The 18247-nt window shown below is 71.9% G+C and carries 16 protein-coding genes and 3 tRNA genes; 4 read left to right on the top strand and 15 right to left on the bottom strand.

The window, feature by feature from the left end:
- Positions 1-43 precede the first annotated feature (43 nt).
- From murA to leuC, 3 genes are all read right to left on the bottom strand, one after another.
- Positions 44-1369 carry a UDP-N-acetylglucosamine 1-carboxyvinyltransferase gene (murA, locus tag J2W21_RS06225; RefSeq protein ID WP_307113639.1) on the bottom strand — a complete coding sequence of 442 codons (1326 nt, stop codon included), beginning with the start codon at positions 1367-1369 and terminating at the stop codon, positions 44-46.
- A 132-nt stretch (positions 1370-1501) separates the two neighbouring features.
- Positions 1502-2119, bottom strand: coding sequence for a 3-isopropylmalate dehydratase small subunit (gene leuD / locus J2W21_RS06220; protein WP_307113638.1), 618 nt, complete (start codon positions 2117-2119; stop codon positions 1502-1504).
- Positions 2120-2133: 14 nt separating this feature from the next.
- Entirely contained in the window at positions 2134-3573 is a 1440-nt protein-coding gene (gene leuC / locus J2W21_RS06215) for a 3-isopropylmalate dehydratase large subunit (RefSeq protein ID WP_307113637.1), read from the bottom strand.
- A 206-nt stretch (positions 3574-3779) separates the two neighbouring features.
- Between leuC and J2W21_RS06210 the strand changes: the two genes are divergently transcribed.
- Both J2W21_RS06210 and J2W21_RS06205 read left to right on the top strand, forming a co-directional pair.
- Positions 3780-4499 (top strand): IclR family transcriptional regulator, encoded by a 720-nt coding sequence (locus tag J2W21_RS06210; RefSeq protein ID WP_307113636.1) that lies wholly within the window; start codon positions 3780-3782, stop codon positions 4497-4499.
- Positions 4500-4536: 37 nt separating this feature from the next.
- The gene (locus J2W21_RS06205) at positions 4537-5085 is read left to right on the top strand and encodes a DUF1697 domain-containing protein (RefSeq protein WP_307113635.1); all 549 of its coding nucleotides are present in this window, start codon (positions 4537-4539) and stop codon (positions 5083-5085) included.
- A 71-nt stretch (positions 5086-5156) separates the two neighbouring features.
- Here the strand turns inward: J2W21_RS06205 and J2W21_RS06200 are convergent.
- The 6 genes from J2W21_RS06200 to J2W21_RS06175 form a co-directional block, all read right to left on the bottom strand.
- Positions 5157-5229: transfer RNA gene (locus tag J2W21_RS06200), tRNA-Glu, on the bottom strand.
- A gap of 87 nt (positions 5230-5316) precedes the next feature.
- Positions 5317-5389: transfer RNA gene (locus tag J2W21_RS06195), tRNA-Glu, on the bottom strand.
- Positions 5390-5455: 66 nt separating this feature from the next.
- Positions 5456-5527 (bottom strand) — tRNA-Gln (locus J2W21_RS06190).
- 136 nt (positions 5528-5663) lie between these two features.
- Positions 5664-6374, bottom strand: coding sequence for an HAD family hydrolase (locus J2W21_RS06185; RefSeq protein ID WP_307113966.1), 711 nt, complete (start codon positions 6372-6374; stop codon positions 5664-5666).
- Positions 6375-6471: 97 nt separating this feature from the next.
- The gene (gltX, locus tag J2W21_RS06180) at positions 6472-7995 is read right to left on the bottom strand and encodes a glutamate--tRNA ligase (RefSeq protein ID WP_307113634.1); all 1524 of its coding nucleotides are present in this window, start codon (positions 7993-7995) and stop codon (positions 6472-6474) included.
- A 54-nt stretch (positions 7996-8049) separates the two neighbouring features.
- Positions 8050-8838 (bottom strand): fumarylacetoacetate hydrolase family protein, encoded by a 789-nt coding sequence (locus J2W21_RS06175; protein ID WP_307113633.1) that lies wholly within the window; start codon positions 8836-8838, stop codon positions 8050-8052.
- Positions 8839-8957: 119 nt separating this feature from the next.
- Here J2W21_RS06175 and J2W21_RS06170 point away from each other — a divergent pair, with 119 nt between their 5' ends.
- Positions 8958-9590, top strand: coding sequence for an ABC transporter ATP-binding protein (locus tag J2W21_RS06170; RefSeq protein WP_307113632.1), 633 nt, complete (start codon positions 8958-8960; stop codon positions 9588-9590).
- A gap of 143 nt (positions 9591-9733) precedes the next feature.
- Here the strand turns inward: J2W21_RS06170 and J2W21_RS06165 are convergent, their stop codons facing one another.
- Positions 9734-10846 (bottom strand): branched-chain amino acid aminotransferase, encoded by a 1113-nt coding sequence (locus tag J2W21_RS06165; RefSeq protein WP_307113631.1) that lies wholly within the window; start codon positions 10844-10846, stop codon positions 9734-9736.
- Between the two features lie 147 nt (positions 10847-10993).
- Positions 10994-12046 (bottom strand): 3-isopropylmalate dehydrogenase, encoded by a 1053-nt coding sequence (locus J2W21_RS06160; RefSeq protein ID WP_307113630.1) that lies wholly within the window; start codon positions 12044-12046, stop codon positions 10994-10996.
- Between the two features lie 253 nt (positions 12047-12299).
- On the opposite strand from J2W21_RS06160, the gene J2W21_RS06155 reads away from it, so the two are divergent.
- Positions 12300-13265: a type IV toxin-antitoxin system AbiEi family antitoxin domain-containing protein gene (locus J2W21_RS06155; RefSeq protein WP_307113629.1), complete on the top strand. Its 966-nt coding sequence runs from the start codon at positions 12300-12302 to the stop codon at positions 13263-13265.
- Between the two features lie 128 nt (positions 13266-13393).
- Here J2W21_RS06155 and J2W21_RS06150 read toward each other — a convergent pair whose 3' ends face one another.
- The 4 genes from J2W21_RS06150 to metG form a co-directional block, all read right to left on the bottom strand.
- The gene (locus tag J2W21_RS06150; RefSeq protein ID WP_307113628.1) at positions 13394-14101 is read right to left on the bottom strand and encodes a glycosyltransferase; all 708 of its coding nucleotides are present in this window, start codon (positions 14099-14101) and stop codon (positions 13394-13396) included.
- A complete protein-coding gene (locus J2W21_RS06145; protein ID WP_307113627.1) occupies positions 14098-15480 on the bottom strand; it encodes a PIG-L family deacetylase in 1383 nt (460 codons plus the stop codon). Before J2W21_RS06145 ends, J2W21_RS06150 begins: the two co-directional genes overlap by 4 nt.
- Positions 15474-16583 carry an acyl-CoA dehydrogenase family protein gene (locus tag J2W21_RS06140; protein WP_307113626.1) on the bottom strand — a complete coding sequence of 370 codons (1110 nt, stop codon included), beginning with the start codon at positions 16581-16583 and terminating at the stop codon, positions 15474-15476. Before J2W21_RS06140 ends, J2W21_RS06145 begins: the two co-directional genes overlap by 7 nt.
- Positions 16584-16658: 75 nt before the next feature.
- Positions 16659-18218 carry a methionine--tRNA ligase gene (gene metG / locus J2W21_RS06135; RefSeq protein ID WP_307113625.1) on the bottom strand — a complete coding sequence of 520 codons (1560 nt, stop codon included), beginning with the start codon at positions 18216-18218 and terminating at the stop codon, positions 16659-16661.
- Positions 18219-18247: the final 29 nt, after the last annotated feature.

Genomic DNA, 18247 nt, shown 5'->3' with positions numbered 1-18247 from the left:
CGTTCGCCGGTGCTCTCCCTCAGGGCCGTCTTCGGCGCGCGGCTCACTGGCCCTCCTCGAGGTCGAAGTCGGCGCCGAGGGCGCCCAGCTTCTCGGTGAAGTACTCGTACCCGCGGCGGATGACGCCCACCCCGGTGGCGCGGGAGACGCCGTCGGCCGCGAGGGCCGCGATGAGGTGGCTGAAGCCGCCGCGGAGGTCCGGGACGTCGAAGTCGGCGCCGTGCAGTGGCGTGGCGCCCGAGATGACCGCCGAATGCAGGAAGTTCCGCTGCCCGAACCGGCAGGGCACGCTGCCCAGGCACTCGCGGTGCAGCTGGATGGTCGCGCCCATGCGGCCGAGGGCCTCGGTGAAGCCGAAGCGGTTCTCGTACACGGTCTCGTGCACGATCGACACGCCCTCGGCCTGGGTCAGGGCGACGACGAGGGGCTGCTGCCAGTCGGTCATGAAGCCGGGGTGGACGTCTGTCTCGAGCACGAGGGGCGAGAGCTTCCCGCCCGGGTGGAAGAACCGGATGCCCTCGTCCTCGATCGAGAGGCCGCCACCGAGCTTGCGGTAGACGTTCAGGAAGGTCACCATGTCGCGCTGGCTCGCGCCCTCAACGAAGATGTCGCCGTGGGTCGCGAGGGCCGCCGAGGCCCAGGACGCCGCCTCGTTGCGGTCCGAGAGGGCGCGGTGGGTGTAGCCGCCGAGCTCGCGCACGCCCTCGATGCGGATGGTGCGGTCGTTGAGGACGGCGATGATCGCGCCCATCTTCTGCAGCACCGCGACGAGATCCATGATCTCGGGCTCGATCGCCGCGCCCTTGAGCTCGGTGACGCCCTCGGCCCGCGTCGCGGTGAGGAGCACCTGCTCCGTCGCCCCCACGCTCGGGTACGGGAGCGTGATCTTGGCGCCCCTGAGTCCGCGCGGCGCGGAGATGCTGATGCCGCCGGGGCGCTTGTCGACGACGGCGCCGAACTGGCGCAGGACGTCGAGGTGGTAGTCGATGGGGCGGTCGCCGATCCGGCAGCCGCCCAGGTCGGGGATGAACGCCTCCCCGATCGAGTGGATGAGCGGCCCGCAGAGCAGGATCGGGATGCGGGAGTCGCCGGCGTGGGCGTCGATGTCCGCGACCTTGGCGGTCTTGGCGTTCGTCGGGTCCAGCGTGAGGTCGCCTGTGGCGGCATCGCGCTCGACGGCGACGCCGTGCAGCTGGAGCAGGCTCGTGACGATGTCGACGTCCTGGATCTCCGGCACATTGCGGAGCCTCGACGGCTCGTTGCCGAGGAGGGCGGCCACCATGGCCTTGGGGACGAGGTTCTTCGCGCCCCGGACCGTCACCTTGCCCGAAAGGGGGATGCCGCCCCGGATGGTCAGAACACTGCTCATGCGCACCTTTTCCTCACTGGCCCCCATAGCCACTGCTGCAGCTCCGCCCGCGCGGAGACCCTGCTAAGCATAGAAGCTCGCGCCCGGGGCAGTGAAAACCCCGGGGCGAGCTTCCTTGGCGCGTCGGCCCGCTCAGGCCTTGGCGGGCAGGGTGGTGGGCTCGGGGAGGGTGGTGGGCTTGAAGGAGGGCCGCGAGGCCTCGTACGCGGTGATGGCCTCCTCGTGCTGGAGGGTCAGGCCGATGTCGTCGAGGCCCTCGAGCAGTCGCCAGCGCGTGTAGTCGTCGATCTCGAACGGGGCCACGATGTTCGCGCACGTGACGGTCTTGGAGGCAAGGTCGACCGTGACCTGCGTGCCGGGGTGGTTCTCGAGCTCCTTCCAGATGAGCTCGATGTCGTCCTGGGCCACGACGGCGGCGAGGAGCCCCTGCTTGCCGGAGTTGCCGCGGAAGATGTCCGCGAACCGGGACGAGAGGACCACCTTGAAGCCATAGTCCTTCAGCGCCCACACGGCGTGCTCGCGGGAGGAGCCAGTGCCGAAGTCGGGTCCGGCCACGAGCACGGAGCCTGCGTCGAAGGGGGCCTGGTTGAGGATGAAGGACTCGTCCTTGCGCCACGAGGCGAAGAGGGCGTCCTCGAACCCGGTGCGGGTGATGCGCTTGAGGAACACCGCGGGGATGATCTGGTCGGTGTCCACATTGGACTGGCGCAGCGGCACGCCGATGCCGGTGTGGGTGGTGAACTTCTCCATGGCTGGGTCCTTCCTTAGGCTGCCGCGCCGGCGGCGGTGTCCGCGGGGATGGGGTCGAGGTCCGACGGCGACGAGAGCGTCCCGCGGACCGCGGTGGCCGCAGCGACGACGGGCGAGACGAGGTGCGTGCGCCCGCCCTTGCCCTGGCGGCCCTCGAAGTTGCGGTTCGAGGTGGATGCGCACCGCTCCCCCGGCTGGAGCTGGTCCGGGTTCATGCCCAGGCACATCGAGCAGCCGGCGAAGCGCCACTCGGCCCCGAACTCGGTGAAGACCTTGTCCAGCCCCTCGGCCTCGGCCTCGAGGCGCACCCGGGCGGAGCCGGGAACCACCATCATCCGCACGTTCGGGTCCTTGGTGCGGCCGCGGATGATCTCCGCGGCAGCGCGCAGGTCCTCGAGGCGCGAGTTCGTGCACGAGCCGAGGAAGACGGTGTCGACGCGGATGTCCTTCATGGGCGTGCCCGCGGCGAGCCCCATGTACTCCAGGGCGCGGCGGGCGTTGGCCTTGGCGTTCTCGTCCGCCATCTTCTCCGGGTCGGGGACGGACTGCGAGAGGGACACCCCCTGGCCGGGGTTGGTGCCCCACGTGACGAACGGCTCGAGCTCGTCGGCATCGAGGAAGACCTCGGCGTCGAAGACCGCGTCGTCGTCCGTGCGGAGGGTGTTCCAGTAGTCGACCGCCGCGTCCCACTCCGCGCCCTGCGGGGCGTGCGGGCGGCCCTTCATGAAGGCATAGGTCGTCTCGTCCGGGGCGACCATCCCCGCGCGCGCGCCGGCCTCGATCGACATGTTGCAGATGGTCATGCGGGCCTCCATCGACAGGGACCGGATCGCCGACCCCCGGTATTCGAGGACGTATCCCTGGCCCCCGCCGGTGCCGATCTTGGCGATGACGGCGAGGATGATGTCCTTGCTGCTCACGCCGGGCTTGAGGGTTCCCTCCACCGTGATGGCCATCGTCTTGAAGGGCTTCAGCGGCAGCGTCTGGGTCGCCATGACGTGCTCGACCTCGGAGGTGCCGATGCCCATCGCGAGGGCCCCGAACGCGCCGTGGGTCGAGGTGTGCGAGTCGCCGCAGACGATGGTCAGCCCCGGCTGGGTGAGGCCGAGCTGGGGGCCGACGACGTGCACGATGCCCTGCTCCTTGTCGCCGAGCGAGTGCAGGCGCACCCCGAACTCGGCGCAGTTGGCCCGCAGGGTCTCGATCTGGGTCCGGCTCGTCGGGTCCGCGATCGGCTTGTCGATGTCGATCGTCGGCGTGTTGTGGTCCTCGGTCGCGATCGTCAGATCCGGGCGGCGGAGCCTCCGGCCCGCGAGGCGGAGGCCCTCGAACGCCTGCGGGGAGGTGACCTCGTGCACGAGGTGGAGGTCGATGTAGAGCAGATCGGGCTGCCCGTCCTCGCCCTTGCGCACCACGTGTGCGTCCCAGACCTTCTCGGCCAGTGTGCGTCCCACGGCCTGCTCCCTCCGACTCGTGCCAGTGCTGATGTCCAGTGCTGATGTCCAGTGCCAATCAGGCCAGTGCTGATCGTCCAGCGCCGATCAGGCCAGTGCTCGCCTGGCCCGCCTCCTGGCTGCCTGGTACCAGTGGACCAGCGAGCCGGCCGCGCTGGCCACCTCGTCGACTTGCATCTCAGATATTGAGACGCCAATATCAACCTATGGACAATACTAGTGGCGTCGGCGTGATCGACAAGGCTGCCCTCGTACTCGATGCGCTGGAGGCGGGGCCCACCACGCTCGCCCAACTCGTGGCGGCCACGGGCCTCGCCCGCCCCACGGTCCACCGCTTGGCGCTTGCCCTCGTGCACCACCGCCTCGTGGCGCGGGACATGCAGGGCCGGTTCGTGCTCGGGTCCCGCCTCGTGGAGCTCGCCTCCGCGGCCGGGGAAGACCGGCTCATCGCGGCGGCCGGCCCCATCCTGATGCAGCTGCGCGATGCGACGGGAGAGAGCGCGCAGATCTTCCGCCGCCAGGGCGACTGGCGCGTGTGCGTGGCGTCCGCGGAGCGTCCCGTGGGGCTGCGCGACACGATCCCCGTGGGCACGCAGCTGAGCATGAAGGCCGGCTCCGCGGCCCAGATCCTCGTCGCCTGGGAGGACCACGACCGGCTCCTCGAAGGCCTCAACAACGCCCGATTCACCCCCACCGTGCTCGCCGGCGTCCGACGCCGCGGCTGGGCCCAGTCGCTCGGCGAACGCGAACCCGGGGTCGCCTCCGTCTCCGCCCCGGTCCGCGGGCCCTCCGGACGGGTGATCGCCGCCGTGTCGATCTCGGGCCCGATCGAGCGCTTGACCCGTCAGCCGGGCCGCCAGCATGCTGAGGTCATCTGCAACGCCGGACGGCTGCTGACCGAGGCCCTGCGCAAGGGCAACGACTAGCCGGACCGGACCACCCACCGGAGCGGGGGGAGGCCCTGTGGCCGATTTCGCGGTCTTCTTGCGCGGCGTGAACGTCGGCGGCATCACCATCAAGATGGCTCAGCTGCGCGAGGTCCTCGGCGCGCTGCCCGTGAGCGGAGTGAAGACGCTGCTCGCGAGCGGGAACGCCGTGCTGTCCACCGACCTGGACGCGGCCGCCCTGAAGGATCGGATCGAGGAGGCCCTGCGCGCGGCCTTCGGCTATGACGCCTGGGTGATCGTCCTCGCGCGGCAGGACGTCGAGGCCCTCGTGCGCTCGTGCCCGTACCCGCCGGACAACCCGGACGTGCACGCCTACGTCACCCTGTCCTCGGATCCCGCGGCCCTCGACCGGCTCGTCGTGCTCCTGGACGCGGGCGCCTCCAGCGGGGAGGACGAGGACGGTGCCCACGTGCGCCTGGGCCCGCTGGCCCTCGCCTGGCGCTGCCCCAAGGGGTCCACCCTCGACGCGCCGCTGTCCAAGGCGACGGCCAAGCCTGCCTTCAAGGCCACCACGACGACGCGCAATCTCCGCACCCTCGAGAAGGTCCAGGCGGCGTTCGACTGATGCCCCTTCCGGGGCCTGCAGATTGAGGCACGCAGAGAGGGCCCGGTCCGAAGACCGAGCCCTCCATGAGGTGACCCCAGCGGGATTCGAACCCGCGTTACCGCCGTGAGAGGGCGGCGTACTAGGCCGCTATACGATGGGGCCTCGCACTGCACGCGCCGAGATGGCGCGCGCTCCGGCCATCCGCAGTGGATGGCTTTGTCGAAGGACCGGCTGCTGCCGGACCTTCAGTGACCCCAGCGGGATTCGAACCCGCGTTACCGCCGTGAGAGGGCGGCGTACTAGGCCGCTATACGATGGGGCCGTGGTACTTTACCGTGCTCAGAAGTGAGCGATCCTTCCGCACTGCCCGGGGGCAGGACATCCGGAGCTGGGATACCAGGACTCGAACCTAGAATGACGGTACCAGAAACCGTAGTGTTGCCAATTACACCATATCCCACTGTGTCTTCCGGGCCGCGCCCACCGGATCCCTCCGATGCGCTCCGTGCCCCTCAGCACGAGTAATTACTTTACCCGAAGCTCCCGCACGCCACAAATCGGCGCGCCCTCGGCCCGCCGGCGCCCCGCAGACGAGGTCAGCCCAGGCCGAGGAGCGCCGGGACCTGCTCGAGTCCGGTGACCTGGTCGGGCACGGACGGCGCCATCGCGGCGTCCAGGACGGTGGACCGGCGGTTGAGCCAGATCCCCCGCAGGCCCGCGGAGGCCGCGCCAATCACGTCGTGCGCGGGGTTGTCCCCGATGTACACCGTCTCCTGCGCGGCGGTCCCCAGCCGGCGCAGCCCCTCGTGGAAGATCGCGGGGTCCGGCTTGGCCACCCCGACCGCGTCGATGCCCACGAGGACGCCGATGCGCTGGAGGCCGGCCGTGTCGAGCTTGGCGCGCTGGTAGTCGTGGACGTTGTTGCTCACGGCCCCGTACGCGACGCCCGCGGCGTCCAGCGCGTCCAGGAGCGGCACGACGTCGTCGAACGCGCGGACGTAGGCAGGCTGGGCCGTCTCGTACGCCTCGAGCCACGCCGCCGACTCGGCGTCCGAGGCGAACGCGCGCCCGAAGTGCGCGAGGCAGCGCTCGGCCCGCAGCACGCGCTGCTGGGCGAAGGTGATCTCGCGTGCCACGTACCGCTCGTAGATGTCGTCGGAGCCGCGGGTGAAGATCCTGCAGAACGTGGTCCATCCCGCGTCGTCCAGGCCCGGCAGCAGCGCCGCGCTCACCTCGCGCAGCGCGCGGTCCATCGCGCCCTCGAGGTCCACGAGCGTCTCGTCGATGTCGAGCAGGACCCCCTTCACGAGCGCGGTGCGGTCCGCCGGAGGGCGGCGTACGACGGCGGGTGCGGCCCCGCCGTCGTATGTCGCCGCCGTCTGGGCCGGGGCAGCGGCGGTGAGCTCAGCCACGGAAGGCCTTGATGCGCGCGAGCGAGGACTCCTTGCCGAGGATGACCATCGACTCGAACAGCGGCGGGGAGATCCGGCGGCCGGAGATGGCCGTGCGGACCGGGCCGAAGGCCAGGCGGGGCTTGATGCCGAGGCCGTCGACGAGGGCGGACCGCAGGGCGTCCTGGATGGCCTCGGCCGTCCACTCGGCGAGCGGCTCGAGGGCGGCCAGGGCCGCGTCGAGCACCTCGGCGAGGTTGGCCGGCATGCCCTTGAGCGCGTCCTCGGCGATCGTGATGTCGGAGTCCTCGGTGAAGAGGAAGCCGAGCATCTCCGGGGCCTCGCCGAGGAGGGCGATGCGCTCCTGGACGAGGGGCGCGGCCTCGGTGAGGATCTCCTCCTGGCGCGGCGTGAGGGCCTCCCCCACGAGTCCCGCGGCGCGGAGGTAGGGGACGAGCCGGTCCCGGAAGTCGGCCGGTTCGAGCATGCGCACGTGGGTGCCGTTGATGGCCTCGGCCTTCTTCTGGTCGAAGCGGGCCGGGTTGGGCAGCACGTCGGCGATGTCGAAGTGCTGCACGAGCTGGTCCACGGTGAAGATGTCCTCGTCGGCGGACAGCGACCAGCCCAGGAGCGCGAGGTAGTTCAGGAGGCCCTCGGGGATGAAGCCGCGGTCCCGGTGGTGGAACAGGTTCGACTGCGGGTCGCGCTTGGAGAGCTTCTTGTTGCCCTCGCCCATGACGTAGGGCAGGTGCCCGAAGATCGGCATGTAGCTCGCGACGCCCACGGCGTGCAGCGCGTGGTAGAGCGCGACCTGGCGCGGCGTCGAGGAGAGGAGGTCCTCGCCGCGGAGCACGTGGGTGATGCCCATGAGCGCATCGTCCACCGGGTTCACGAGCGTGTACAGGGGCGAGCCGTCCGCGCGCACGACCACGAAGTCCGGCACCGAGCCGGCCTTGAAGCGGATCTCCCCGCGGATGAGGTCGTCGAAGACCACGTCCTCCGCCGGCATCCGGAACCGCAGGACGGGCTCGCGGCCGTCGGCGCGGAACGCGGCCTTCTGCTCCTCGGTGAGGTCGCGGTCCGAGTTGTCGTAGCCGAGCTTGGGGTCCCGGCCGGCGGCCCGGTGGCGGGCCTCGATCTCGTCCGGAGTCGAGAACGACTCGTAGAGGAAGCCGGCGTCCTTGAGCTTGGCGGCCACGTCCTTGTAGAGGTCCAGGCGGTGGGACTGGCGGTACGGCTCGTGCGGGCCGCCGACGTCGATGCCCTCGTCCCAGGTCAGGCCCAGCCAGCGCAGGGCCTCGACGATCTGCTGGTAGCTCTCCTCCGTGTCGCGCTGAGCATCCGTGTCCTCGATGCGGAACACGAACGTGCCCCCCGTGTGCCGGGCGTACGCCCAGTTGAAGAGGGCAGTGCGGACCATGCCCACGTGCGGGGTCCCGGTCGGGGACGGGCAGAAGCGCACGCGCACCGGGGTGTGGGGCATGACGGACGGGATCGAGGCGGGATCGAGCAGGGGCTCAGCGGGCGAGGAAGTCATAGTGCTCCCCATTCTAGGGGCGTCCGGAAGCCACCTCCTGGACCTCCGGCCCCGCTACCGCCGCACGACGGGGTTGGCGAGGGCGCCCAGGCCCTCGATCTCGACCTCGACGCGGTCGCCGTCGCGCACGAGGCCGACGCCGGCCGGCGTCCCCGTCATGATGACGTCGCCGGGGAGGAGGGTGAACGCGGCGGACACCGCGGCCACGAGCTCGTTGACGCCGAACACCATGTCCGCGGTCGTGCCGTCCTGCTTGGTCTGGCCGTTGAGCGTCGTGGTGAGGCGGAGGTCCTCGACGTCGAGGTCCGTCTCGATCCACGGCCCCAGCGGCTTGGACGTGTCGAAGGACTTGGCGCGAGCCCACTGGAGGTCCGTGCGCTGCTTGTCACGGGCCGTGAAGTCGTTGCCGACCGTGTACCCGAAGATGACGTCCGCGGCCTTCTCGGCGGGCACGTCCTTGCAGATCCGTCCGATCACCACGCACAGCTCGCCCTCGTAGGAGACCTCCTCGCTCCACTCGGGCAGCACCACGGGATCGCCGGGGCCGACCACGGCCGTGTTCGCGACGAGGAACATGGACGGCTCGGTGGGCAGGTCGCTGCCCATCTCCTTGGCATGGTCCGCGTAGTTGCGCCCGATCCCGACAACCTTGCTGCGGGGAATGATGGGCGCCAGGAGGCGGACGTCCTCGAGCGGATGGGTCTCCCCCGTGGGCTCGACGCCGTTGAAGAACGGATCGCCCTTGATGGCGGCGACCGTCTCGTGGCCGGGCTCTCCCTGGACCACGCCGTAGAAGGGGGCCGCGTCCGCGGCCGAGATGCTGACACAACGGGCAATGCGCATGGGCCTTACCCTACCGCGGCGTCCCCGGGCCGCCCGCAGGTGCCGGGACGGGCCCGGAGCCCGGGGCGGCGGAGGTCCCGCCTTGGGCGCGCCGCGCGCGCTCCCCTAGAGTCGAACGGGTGGCGACCCCGACCGACGTACCCCTCCTGATCGCCGACTCGCTCGGGAAGGAGGTCGCCGGCGAGCCGCTCCTGGACCCGGTCAGCTTCTCGGTGGCGGCCGGCGAGTGCGTCGCGGTGACCGGCCCCAACGGCTCCGGGAAGACGACCCTCCTGCGCCTCATCCTCGGCCGCGACACGCCCACCACCGGCACCCTGACCTACGGCGGCCCGCTCGCCAGGCGGCGGAACACCCACATCGGCTCCGCCCTCGGCGCGCCGCCGTTCTACGAGGACCTCACGCTCGAGGAGCACCTCACGCTCCTGACGGTCAGCTGGGGCGGGGAGGCGGCCACGGGCCGGTTCGCCGCGGTCCTCGAGGCGCTGCGCCTGACCCGCATCCTGCACCGTTTCCCCTCGGAGCTCTCCGCCGGGGAGCGCCAGGCCGCCGGGATCACGTTCGCCCTCGTGCAGCCGGCCTCACTGCTCGTCCTCGACGAGCCCGAGCAGGGGCTCGACGCCGAGCGGACCCACGCGCTCGGCGCCCTCCTCGCGGGCCGCCGCGAGTCCGGGACGGCGATCGTCATGGCCTCGCACGACGCCGGCCTGGTCGCCGCGACCGCGGGGGCCACCGTGGCGCTCGCCGACCGCTGACGGGCGCTCCGGCGGCTGCGGATCCCCCACGAAGAGCGGCGCGCCCCCGCCTGGGCGGGGACGCGCCGTCGTGCGCCTTCGCGCGGAGCCCGGAAGGGGGCCGGGCTCAGGGCCCAAGTGCTCAGGGCCCGGGGCCCAAGGGCTCAGGCGAGCTGGGTCAGCCAGCCGTGCAGGTCCTCGACCTTGCCGGTCTGGATGCCGAGCAGCTGCTCGCGGATGCTCATGGCGACCGAATCGGCGCCCAGCTCGGGCGTGACCAGCGAGCCCTCGGCCGTCTTGAGCTCGCCGATCGGCGTGATGACCGCGGCGGTCCCGCACGCGAAGACCTCGGCGAGGGTGCCGTCGGCGACGGCCTGGCGCCACTCGTCGATGGTGATCTTGCGCTCCTCGACGGTGAGGCCGCGGTCGGCGGCCAGCTGGAGCACGGAGTCGCGGGTGACGCCGTGGAGGATGTTGCCGTTGAGCGCGGGGGTGACGAGCGTGCCGTCCTTGAAGACGAAGAAGATGTTCATCCCGCCGAGCTCCTCGACCGCGAAGTCGTTGGTCGGGTCGAGGAAGAGCACCTGCTTGCAGCCGTTCGCCTCGGCCTCGAGCTGGGCCGCGAGCGACGCCGCGTAGTTGCCGCCGCACTTGGCCTCGCCGGTGCCGCCGTGGCCGGCGCGGGCGTAGTTCTCGGACAGCCAGATCGACACGGGCTTGAGCTCGCCGCCGAAGTAGTTGCCGGCCGGCGACGCGATGACCCGGTAGGACACCTCACGGGCCGGGCGCACGCCGAGGAAGGCCTCGGTCGCGATCATGAAGGGGCGCAGGTAGAGCGACTCCCCGTCTCCGGAGGGAACCCAGTCGCGGTCCACGGAGACCAGCTGGCGCAGGGACTCGAGGAAGACCTCGGTCGGAAGCTCGGGCAGCGCCAGGCGCCGGGCCGACTTGTTGAAGCGGCGCGCGTTCGCCTCGGGGCGGAACGTCCACACCGTGCCGTCGGCATGCCGGTAGGCCTTGAGGCCCTCGAAGATCTCCTGGCCGTAGTGCAGCACGGCGGCGGCCGGGTCCATGGCGATCGGGCCGTAGGGCTCGATGCGCGCGTTCTGCCAGCCGCCGTTGCCCTCGGCATCGACCTTCCAGTCGATGACCGCCGTGTGGTCCGTGAAGTAGTCGCCGAAGCCCGGGTTCGCCAGGACCGCGGCACGCTCCTCGGCGCTCTTCGGGGTCTCCGAGAGCCGCCGTTCGAATTCAACGCCGAGGGCGTTCTGAGTCATGATTCCTCCACATCAGTCGGGCAGACGGCGTCGCTGCCGGGGCCCGGGGCCTGTCAGTTCCACCAGCTTACGCCTGCGCAGTGTCCGGACGGAGGGACGGACGACGGCGGGTGGGCACCCGCCGTCGGCCGTCCCGCCAGCGCCGGTTCAGAGGCGGGCCGCGATCGCGTCGCCGATCTGGGCAGTGGTGCGGGCGCCGGCCTGGGCTCGGGACTCGACGTCGGCGCGGACCGCCGACTGGATGCGCGCCGCCGCCTCGGCCTGGCCGATGTGCTCGAGCAGGAGCGCGGCCGAGAGGATCGCCGCCGTCGGGTCGGCCTTCTGCTGGCCGGCGATGTCCGGGGCCGAGCCGTGGACCGGCTCGAACATGCTCGGCGCCGTGCCATCGAGGTTGATGTTGCCGGAGGCGGCGAGCCCGATGCCGCCGGTGACGGCGCCGGCGAGGTCGGTGAGGATGTCGCCGAAGAGGTTGTCCGTGACGATGACGTCGAAGCGCGACGGGTCGGTGACGAGGAAGATCGTCGCGGCGTCGACGTGCAGGTAGTCGTGCTCGACGCCGGGGAACTCCGCCGCGACGGCCTCGACGGTGCGCTTCCAGAGGTGGCCGGCGTAGACCAGGACGTTGTGCTTGTGGACGAGGGTGACCTTGTTCCGGCGCGTGGTCGCGCGGCGGAAGGCGTCCCGCACCACGCGCTCGACCCCGTAGGCGGTGTTGACGGAGACCTCTGTGGCGATCTCGTGGGGCGTCCCCGTGCGCAGGGCGCCCCCATTGCCGGTGTACGGGCCCTCGGTGCCCTCGCGGACCACCACGAAGTCGATGGTGCCCGGCGCCGCCAGGGGGGTGGGCACCCCGGCGTACAGCGTCGACGGGCGGAGGTTGACGCAGTGGTCGAGGCTGAAGCGGAGCTTGAGCAGGACCTCGCGCTCGAGGATGCCCGAGGGGATGCGGGCATCGCCCGGGGCCGCGCCGACGGCGCCGAACAGGATCGCGTCGCGGCCGCGGATGTCCGCGAGCGTCTCCTCGGAGAGGGTCTCGCCGGTCTCGAGCCAGTGCTGCGCGCCGAGGCTGTAGTGCGTCTCCTTGACCTCCAGGCCGGTGCCCTCGAGGGCGCGGTGGAGGACCTTGAGCGCCTCGGCCGTCACTTCGGGGCCGATGCCGTCTCCGGGGATCACTGCGAGGTCGAGCTGCGTCTGCGTCATGGGGTCAGCCTAGCGAAGGCATCCACATGCTGGGCACGCAGTCTCGCTATTCGGACGGTTCGCCGGGGCAGCCGCGAAGTCACCCCGCAGAGCCGCGAGGTCACCCCGCGGAGGCGCCAGGTCACCCCAAAGGCCCGCGACGTCACCCCGCGGAGGCGCGAGGTCACCCTGTAGGGCAACCGATCCGCACCGGTTGTCCACATACAGCATCCCAGTCGGTCTAAGAACGGGACTGCTGCGCCAGACTCCAGGCATGGACCTCAACCTCAATCCCCATGAGCGCCGCGTGCTCCAAGAACTCGGCGACGACGCGCTCTCTCCTGTCCCGATGCTGCAGCGATCAATGCTGGTCTCCGCCGGGATCAGTCCCGGCGCCATCCGTGCCCTGACCGAATCCGGGGACCTGGTGCGGCGCGAGCGAGGCATCTATACGGCGCCGCTGGCGGGGACGCCGGATCCCATGGTTGTCCGCATCTGCGCGCACAACGCAGCCGCAACCGGCGGCTCGCACGTCTACTCCTACACCTCTGCTGCCCTGATCTGGGGACTTTCAGTCTGGCGCTGCCGCCCTCTCGTCCATGTCGCGCACGCCGGACGCCGCGGCGATTGCGGTCCGAACGACGACGTGGTGCGCCACAACCAGCGCATCCCTGAGACGCAGATCCGCATTGTCAACGGCCTGGCGGTAACCTCGCTCGAGCGCACCATCCTCGACTGCGCCCGCATGCTGCCGTTCGAACTCGCCGTCGTCATCGCCGACTCTGGGCTCGCCCACGGCGCCGACCACCTCGTCCTGCGTCAGCTCGTCGCTGACGCCAAGGGGACCCGCGGAATCAGGAGGGCACGCGAGGTCCTTGAGGCGGCCGACGGCCGGTCAGAGTCACCCGCTGAGACCAGGCTCCGGCTGCTGTTGGAGGAATGGAACCTTCCAGAGCCGGAACTCCAGCGGTGGATCACGACGGCGCGCGGCCGCGAGCGCGTCGACTTCGCCTGGGTCGATCGCCGGGTCGTCATCGAGGTCCACGGATACGCCAAGTACTTTGATTACGGGCCGCCGGATGCCAAGGTGTCCGCTCAGCAGGAACGAGAAGCCCGGCTGGTGGCCGCCGGGTGGCGCGTACTCAACATCTACTGGCCGGAACTCGACGATCCGGTAGCGCTCCGTGCGAAGGTGCGCGCCTTCCTCACGACCCCGCACGCCCTGTTTCCGGCTGCGTAGCAACAGGCCCTGCTGACCGGGTACCGCCCTGTACAGCACCCACGGGGTGACCTCACGCACCCACCCGGTGACCTCGCGCACCCACCCGGTGACCTCGCGCACCCACGGGGTGACCTCGCGGGATCGGGCTAGGAGGGCAGGGCGGCCGCGAGGTAGTCGGCGAAGCCGCCGGGCGCCCGTCCGCGCAGCCGCCCCGAGGTGACCACCCGGCAGGCGTCGGTGGCCCGCCACCGCACGCCGAGCGCCTTCGCGGCCAGGACGAGCGCCTCGTCCTCCCCCGAGGCCCGCGCGGGGAATCCCCCGGCCGCACCGTAGACGTCCGCCCGTACGCCGAGATTCGCCCCGAAGACGTGGCCGTGTCCGTCGGCGAGCCGGTGGGCGCCGTGCCAGGCGGCGAGGCGCTCCGGATCGAGGTCCGCGGGGTCGGGCACCACGGTGCCCAGCAGGAGCCCGACGCCGGACTCCGCGAGGGCCACGTGCTCGACGAGCCAGTCCCGCGGCACCCTGCTGTCCGCATCGGTCGAGGCGATCCAGACCCGATCCCTCGGCGCCCCTGCCCGGGACAGCGCATGCCGCACCCCGAGGCGCCGCGCCGCGCCCGCGCCCCCGGCCTCGCCCTCGACCGTCCGCGCCCGGGGCCACCGCGCCACGGCATCCGCCGATCCGTCGCGGCAGCCGTCCAGGACAACGGTCACGCCCACGCGGACACGGGGGGCCGCCGCCGCGAGCTCGCGCACGGCCACCTCGACCGACTGCAGGCAGCCCGGAAGCAGTTCCTCCTCGTCCTTGGCCGGGATGACCACCACGACGTCCGAGATCGCGTGCCTTCCGCTCATGCGAGGCCCTCGCGCTGCGCCACGGACGCTGCGGGGGGCTTCGCGAAGACCTCGAGCAGGAAGTCCCGCTCTCGGTGGTGCACCACGGTCTCGAGGCCAGCCTCGGCCCGCAGGCGCGCGTGCACGTCCTCGCCGGTGAGCTGCCAGCCGTCGATGGCGCCGAGCCAGTGGCACGCGACCAGCGCGCCGTCGTCCGTGAGGCTCCCGAGGCACCGCCGCACGAACTCGTCCAGCTCGGCGGGGCCGAAGTAGTAGCCGACCTCCGAGGCGACGATGAGGTCGAAGGCGCCCTCGGGCCATTCCTGCGGCAGGCGGCGGTGCTCCCAGCTGATGGCAGCGGCGTGGGGCAGGCGCTCCGCCGCCCGCTCGAGGGCCCGCGGGCTGACGTCGGTCGCGACGACCTCATCGGCCCGCTCGGCCAGCTCACCGGTGAGGACGCCGATCGAGCAGCCCACCTCAAGCGCCCGCCGGTACCGCGCGGCCGGGAGGGCCGCGAGGGTGACGGCCCGCTTGCGCCGCTCGTACCAGCTGGTCGTGAAGTTCCAAGGGTCCGGGCTCGCGGCGTGCACCGCGTCGAAGGTCGCCCCGGCGTCCCGCGGAGGCGAGGCGAAGTAGAGCTCGAAGCCGCGCTCGAAGTGCTCCTGCATGCCGGGGCTGAGCAGCGCCTCGTCGCCGGAGTGCTCCGACAGCGGCGACGTCTGGCTGACGTGCAGCGCGAGGGCCCGCTCCTTGGCGCTCCTGACCGCAGGGGCGAGCTCGAGCCGCCGGGCCTCTGCCCACGGAACCTGCGGGCTCCCGGGGGCGGCCCAGTGCCACATCCACACGGGGTACTCCAGCAGCGCCACGCCGGCCTCGCCCGCCACGCGCGCGGCCACGGCGCCCGCGGCGTCGTGATCCGTGTGGGCGTCGTGCCGCCACGGTGCCGCGAGCACGACGCCGGCCCAGTCCCCTCCGGCGGCCTCCTCACCGAGCGCGTCGCGGACGGCCTCTCCCAGCGCCCGCTCGAGTGCCGGGCCGTGGTCGGCGAGGGCGCCGTCGGGGAGGCCGAGGCATCGGAGGGTGGCCGACGGGGCGAGCGCGCCGACCGCGGCCCGGACCTCTCCACGGCGGATCTCGGCGAGCAGCTCGGGACTGAAGGTTGGCGAGTCGGGGTGGGAGGCCTCGCCGTCTGTCGCGACGACCACATGCACCGCGGCGCCCGAGCGGGCGGCGTGGGCGATGAGGCCGCCGGCGCCGAGCGTCTCGTCATCGGGGTGGGCGGCGAGGACCACGAGGGCGCGGAGCCCCGCGAGGTCCAGCGGGGGCGTCGCAGCGAGGCGCTCGTCACGGACCCAGAGGGCCTCAGGGGTGCCGGCGTCGAGGTGGCTGAAGCTCACCACGGCTGCTCCCCCGCCTCCAGCAGTGCCCGGCCGAGGGCCGCGGTGTCCCGTTCGGCGTGGTGCTGGCGCAGGTAGAGCCGCAGGTCCGCGACCCGCTGGGCGTGCTCGGCGTCGAAGGCGAGCGGGGCGGGCCCGAGGGCGTGGTCGACGACCCCAAGGACCGTCTCGGCCGCCGCCGCGACGGTTCCCCGCACGCGCAGCGCCAGGAGCGCCCCCGCGGCCCCTTCGGCCACGCCCCCATCCACGGCCGCGGCGGCGTCGGCCAGGGCCGCCTGGGCGGTCCCGAGCGCGAGGTCCGCCGCGCCGAGGTGCGCGAGGGCGATCTGGTCTGGGGTCCGCTGGGAGGCCGCGGCCCACAGCCGCCGGGCCACCCCGAGGGCGCCGCCGTGCCAGACGGCCGCGACGCCGATCCCGCCCCACGCGAAGCCGGGCCGCTCGAGGTACCAGCCGTCCTCGCCCACAGGCTCGGCGGGCACGCCGTCGAACTCGACCGGGCCGCTGGGGATGCCGGGGAGGCCGAGCGCGTGCCACCCGCCCTCGCGGACCGCCACCCCGGGGTGTCCGAGCCCGACGGCGAAGGCGCGCCTCGTGTCCGGGCCGGTGTGCGCGGTCACGATCGCGTGGCTGAGCGCCCCCGCGAGCGAGCACCAGGGCTTGGTCCCCTGCAGCCGCCAGCCCTCGGCCGTGCGGCGGGCCTTGAGCTTCACTCCCGGCCCCTCGGCCGCGAACACGCCCCAGACGGTCCCGGTCTCGGGCCGGCCGAGCCCGGCCTGGCGGAGGATGGCGAGGGCATCGAGGTGGGGCTCGACGACCCGTGCCACGGAGAGGTCAGCGGCCCCGAGGGCGGCCAACAGGTCCCACAGCTCGCTCGTCCGGCCCTCGCCGGGGAACGGTGCGGTGCCGCCCAGCCGGCGGGCGAGCCCGAGCGCGCGGCCCGGCCACTCCCCCGCCGCGGCCCGGGCAGCCTCCGCGATGTTCTCCCCCGCCGTGGAGTCCGCGGCGGTGGAGTCCGCGGCCGTGGAGTCCGTGGCGGCGGAATCCGTGGCTGCCGGTTCCGCGGCCGCGTCCGCTGACAGTCCCCTCGCGGGCTCGATCGACACCATGTCAGGACCGTACCCCGCCGGGCCGCGCGTGAATCGGCGGCGGCGCCCCGGGCGCGTCCCCGGAGCCTCCGCGCGTCAGACGCCGGCCGGCTCCTCGTAGCGCGGGAAGACGGGCGCCGGGGCGGGCAGCCGGGTGCCGGGGGCGATGGGGGTGCCGAGTGCCGCGAACAGGCGCGCCTCGCCCTCGGGCTGGCCGAGGACGTCGAGCAGCCGGGCCGCGGAGGCAGGCATGACGGGCTGGACGAGCACGCCGACCTGGCGGACCACCTCGAGCGTCACGTACAGGACCGTGGCCATCCGGGCCGGGTCGGTCTTGCGCAGCACCCACGGGGCCTGCTCGGCGAAGTAGGCGTTGGTGTCGCCGAGTACCGACCAGATCGCCTCGAGCGCGCGGGAGAACTCCTGCCGGTCGAAGGCCCCCCGGACGGCGGGCAGCAGGGCAGCCGCGGCGTCGAGGACCGCACGGTCGGCGTCGGTGAACTCCCCCGGCTCCGGGACCACACCCTCGAGGTTCTTCGCGACCATTGACAGCGATCGCTGGGCGAGGTTGCCGAGGTTGTTGGCGAGGTCCGCGTTCATGCGTCCGACGATGGCCTCGTGACTGTAGCTGCCGTCGGCACCGTAGGGCACCTCGCGGAGGAAGAAGTAGCGGACGGCGTCGAGGCCGTACTGGGCGATCATGTCCGCGGGCGCCACGACGTTGCCGAGCGACTTGGACATCTTCACGCCGTTGTTCTGCAGGAAGCCGTGGATCATGACCCGCCGGGGCAGCTCGAGGCCCGCGCTCATGAGGAAGGCCGGCCAGTAGATCGCGTGGAAGCGGGAGATGTCCTTGCCGATGATGTGCACGTCCGCGGGCCAGAACCGCTCGAACTGCTCGGACTCGACGTCCGGGTAGCCCACGCCCGTGAGGTAGTTGGTGAGCGCATCCACCCACACGTACATGACGTGGCCCGGCGCGTCGGGGACGGGGACGCCCCAGTCGAACGAGGTCCGCGAGATGGAGAGGTCCTCGAGCCCGTGCTTGACGAAGGAGATGACCTCGTTGAACCGGTACTGCGGCGCACCGAACTCCGGATGGGACTCGTAGTACGCGAGGAGCCGGTCCTGGTAGGCGGAGAGCCGGAAGAAGTAGCTCTCCTCGGCGGTCCAGGTGACCTCGGTGTCGGTCTCCTTCGAGTACCGCACGCCGTCGCGCACCTCGGTCTCGTCCTCGGTGTAGAACGCCTCGTCGCGCACCGAGTACCAGCCCTCGTACTTGTCGAGGTAGATGTCCCCTGCGTCCGCCATCCGCTTCCAGATGGACTGGGCGGCGCCGTAGTGGTCGGCGTCGGTGGTGCGGATGAGGCGGTCGTAGCTCGTGCCGAGCAGCTCGTGGACCTCGCGGTACACCTCGGCCTGGCGGTCCACGAACTGCTGGGGGGTGAGGCCCTCCCGCTCGGCGGTCTGGGCGATCTTGAGCCCGTGCTCGTCCGTGCCCGTGAGGAAGAAGACGTCGAAGCCGTCGAGCCGCTTGAAGCGCGCCATGGCGTCCGCGGAGATGTACTCGTACGCGTGCCCGATGTGCGGGGCCCCATTCGGGTACGTGATGGCGGTGGTGATGTAGAAGGGTGTCTTCTCAGATGCGGGACTCACCCTAAGAAATTACCGGATCCGCCGGGCCG

The sequence above is a fragment of the Sinomonas atrocyanea genome (assembly GCF_030811715.1).
Taxonomy (GTDB): Bacteria; Actinomycetota; Actinomycetes; order Actinomycetales; family Micrococcaceae; genus Sinomonas; species Sinomonas atrocyanea_A.
Note: the sequence above shows the minus strand (reverse complement) of the source record. Positions and strands in the feature narration are given on the sequence as shown.

Coding starts and splice junctions, on each gene's coding strand:
- murA (WP_307113639.1), bottom strand. CDS start 1,369: ATGAGCAGTGTTCTGACCATCCGGGGCGGCATCCCCCTTTCGGGCAAG.
- leuD (WP_307113638.1), bottom strand. CDS start 2,119: ATGGAGAAGTTCACCACCCACACCGGCATCGGCGTGCCGCTGCGCCAG.
- J2W21_RS06210 (WP_307113636.1), top strand. CDS start 3,780: ATGGACAATACTAGTGGCGTCGGCGTGATCGACAAGGCTGCCCTCGTA.
- gltX (WP_307113634.1), bottom strand. CDS start 7,995: ATGACTTCCTCGCCCGCTGAGCCCCTGCTCGATCCCGCCTCGATCCCG.
- J2W21_RS06175 (WP_307113633.1), bottom strand. CDS start 8,838: ATGCGCATTGCCCGTTGTGTCAGCATCTCGGCCGCGGACGCGGCCCCC.
- J2W21_RS06165 (WP_307113631.1), bottom strand. CDS start 10,846: ATGACTCAGAACGCCCTCGGCGTTGAATTCGAACGGCGGCTCTCGGAG.
- J2W21_RS06160 (WP_307113630.1), bottom strand. CDS start 12,046: ATGACGCAGACGCAGCTCGACCTCGCAGTGATCCCCGGAGACGGCATC.
- J2W21_RS06155 (WP_307113629.1), top strand. CDS start 12,300: ATGGACCTCAACCTCAATCCCCATGAGCGCCGCGTGCTCCAAGAACTC.
- J2W21_RS06150 (WP_307113628.1), bottom strand. CDS start 14,101: ATGAGCGGAAGGCACGCGATCTCGGACGTCGTGGTGGTCATCCCGGCC.
- J2W21_RS06140 (WP_307113626.1), bottom strand. CDS start 16,583: ATGGTGTCGATCGAGCCCGCGAGGGGACTGTCAGCGGACGCGGCCGCG.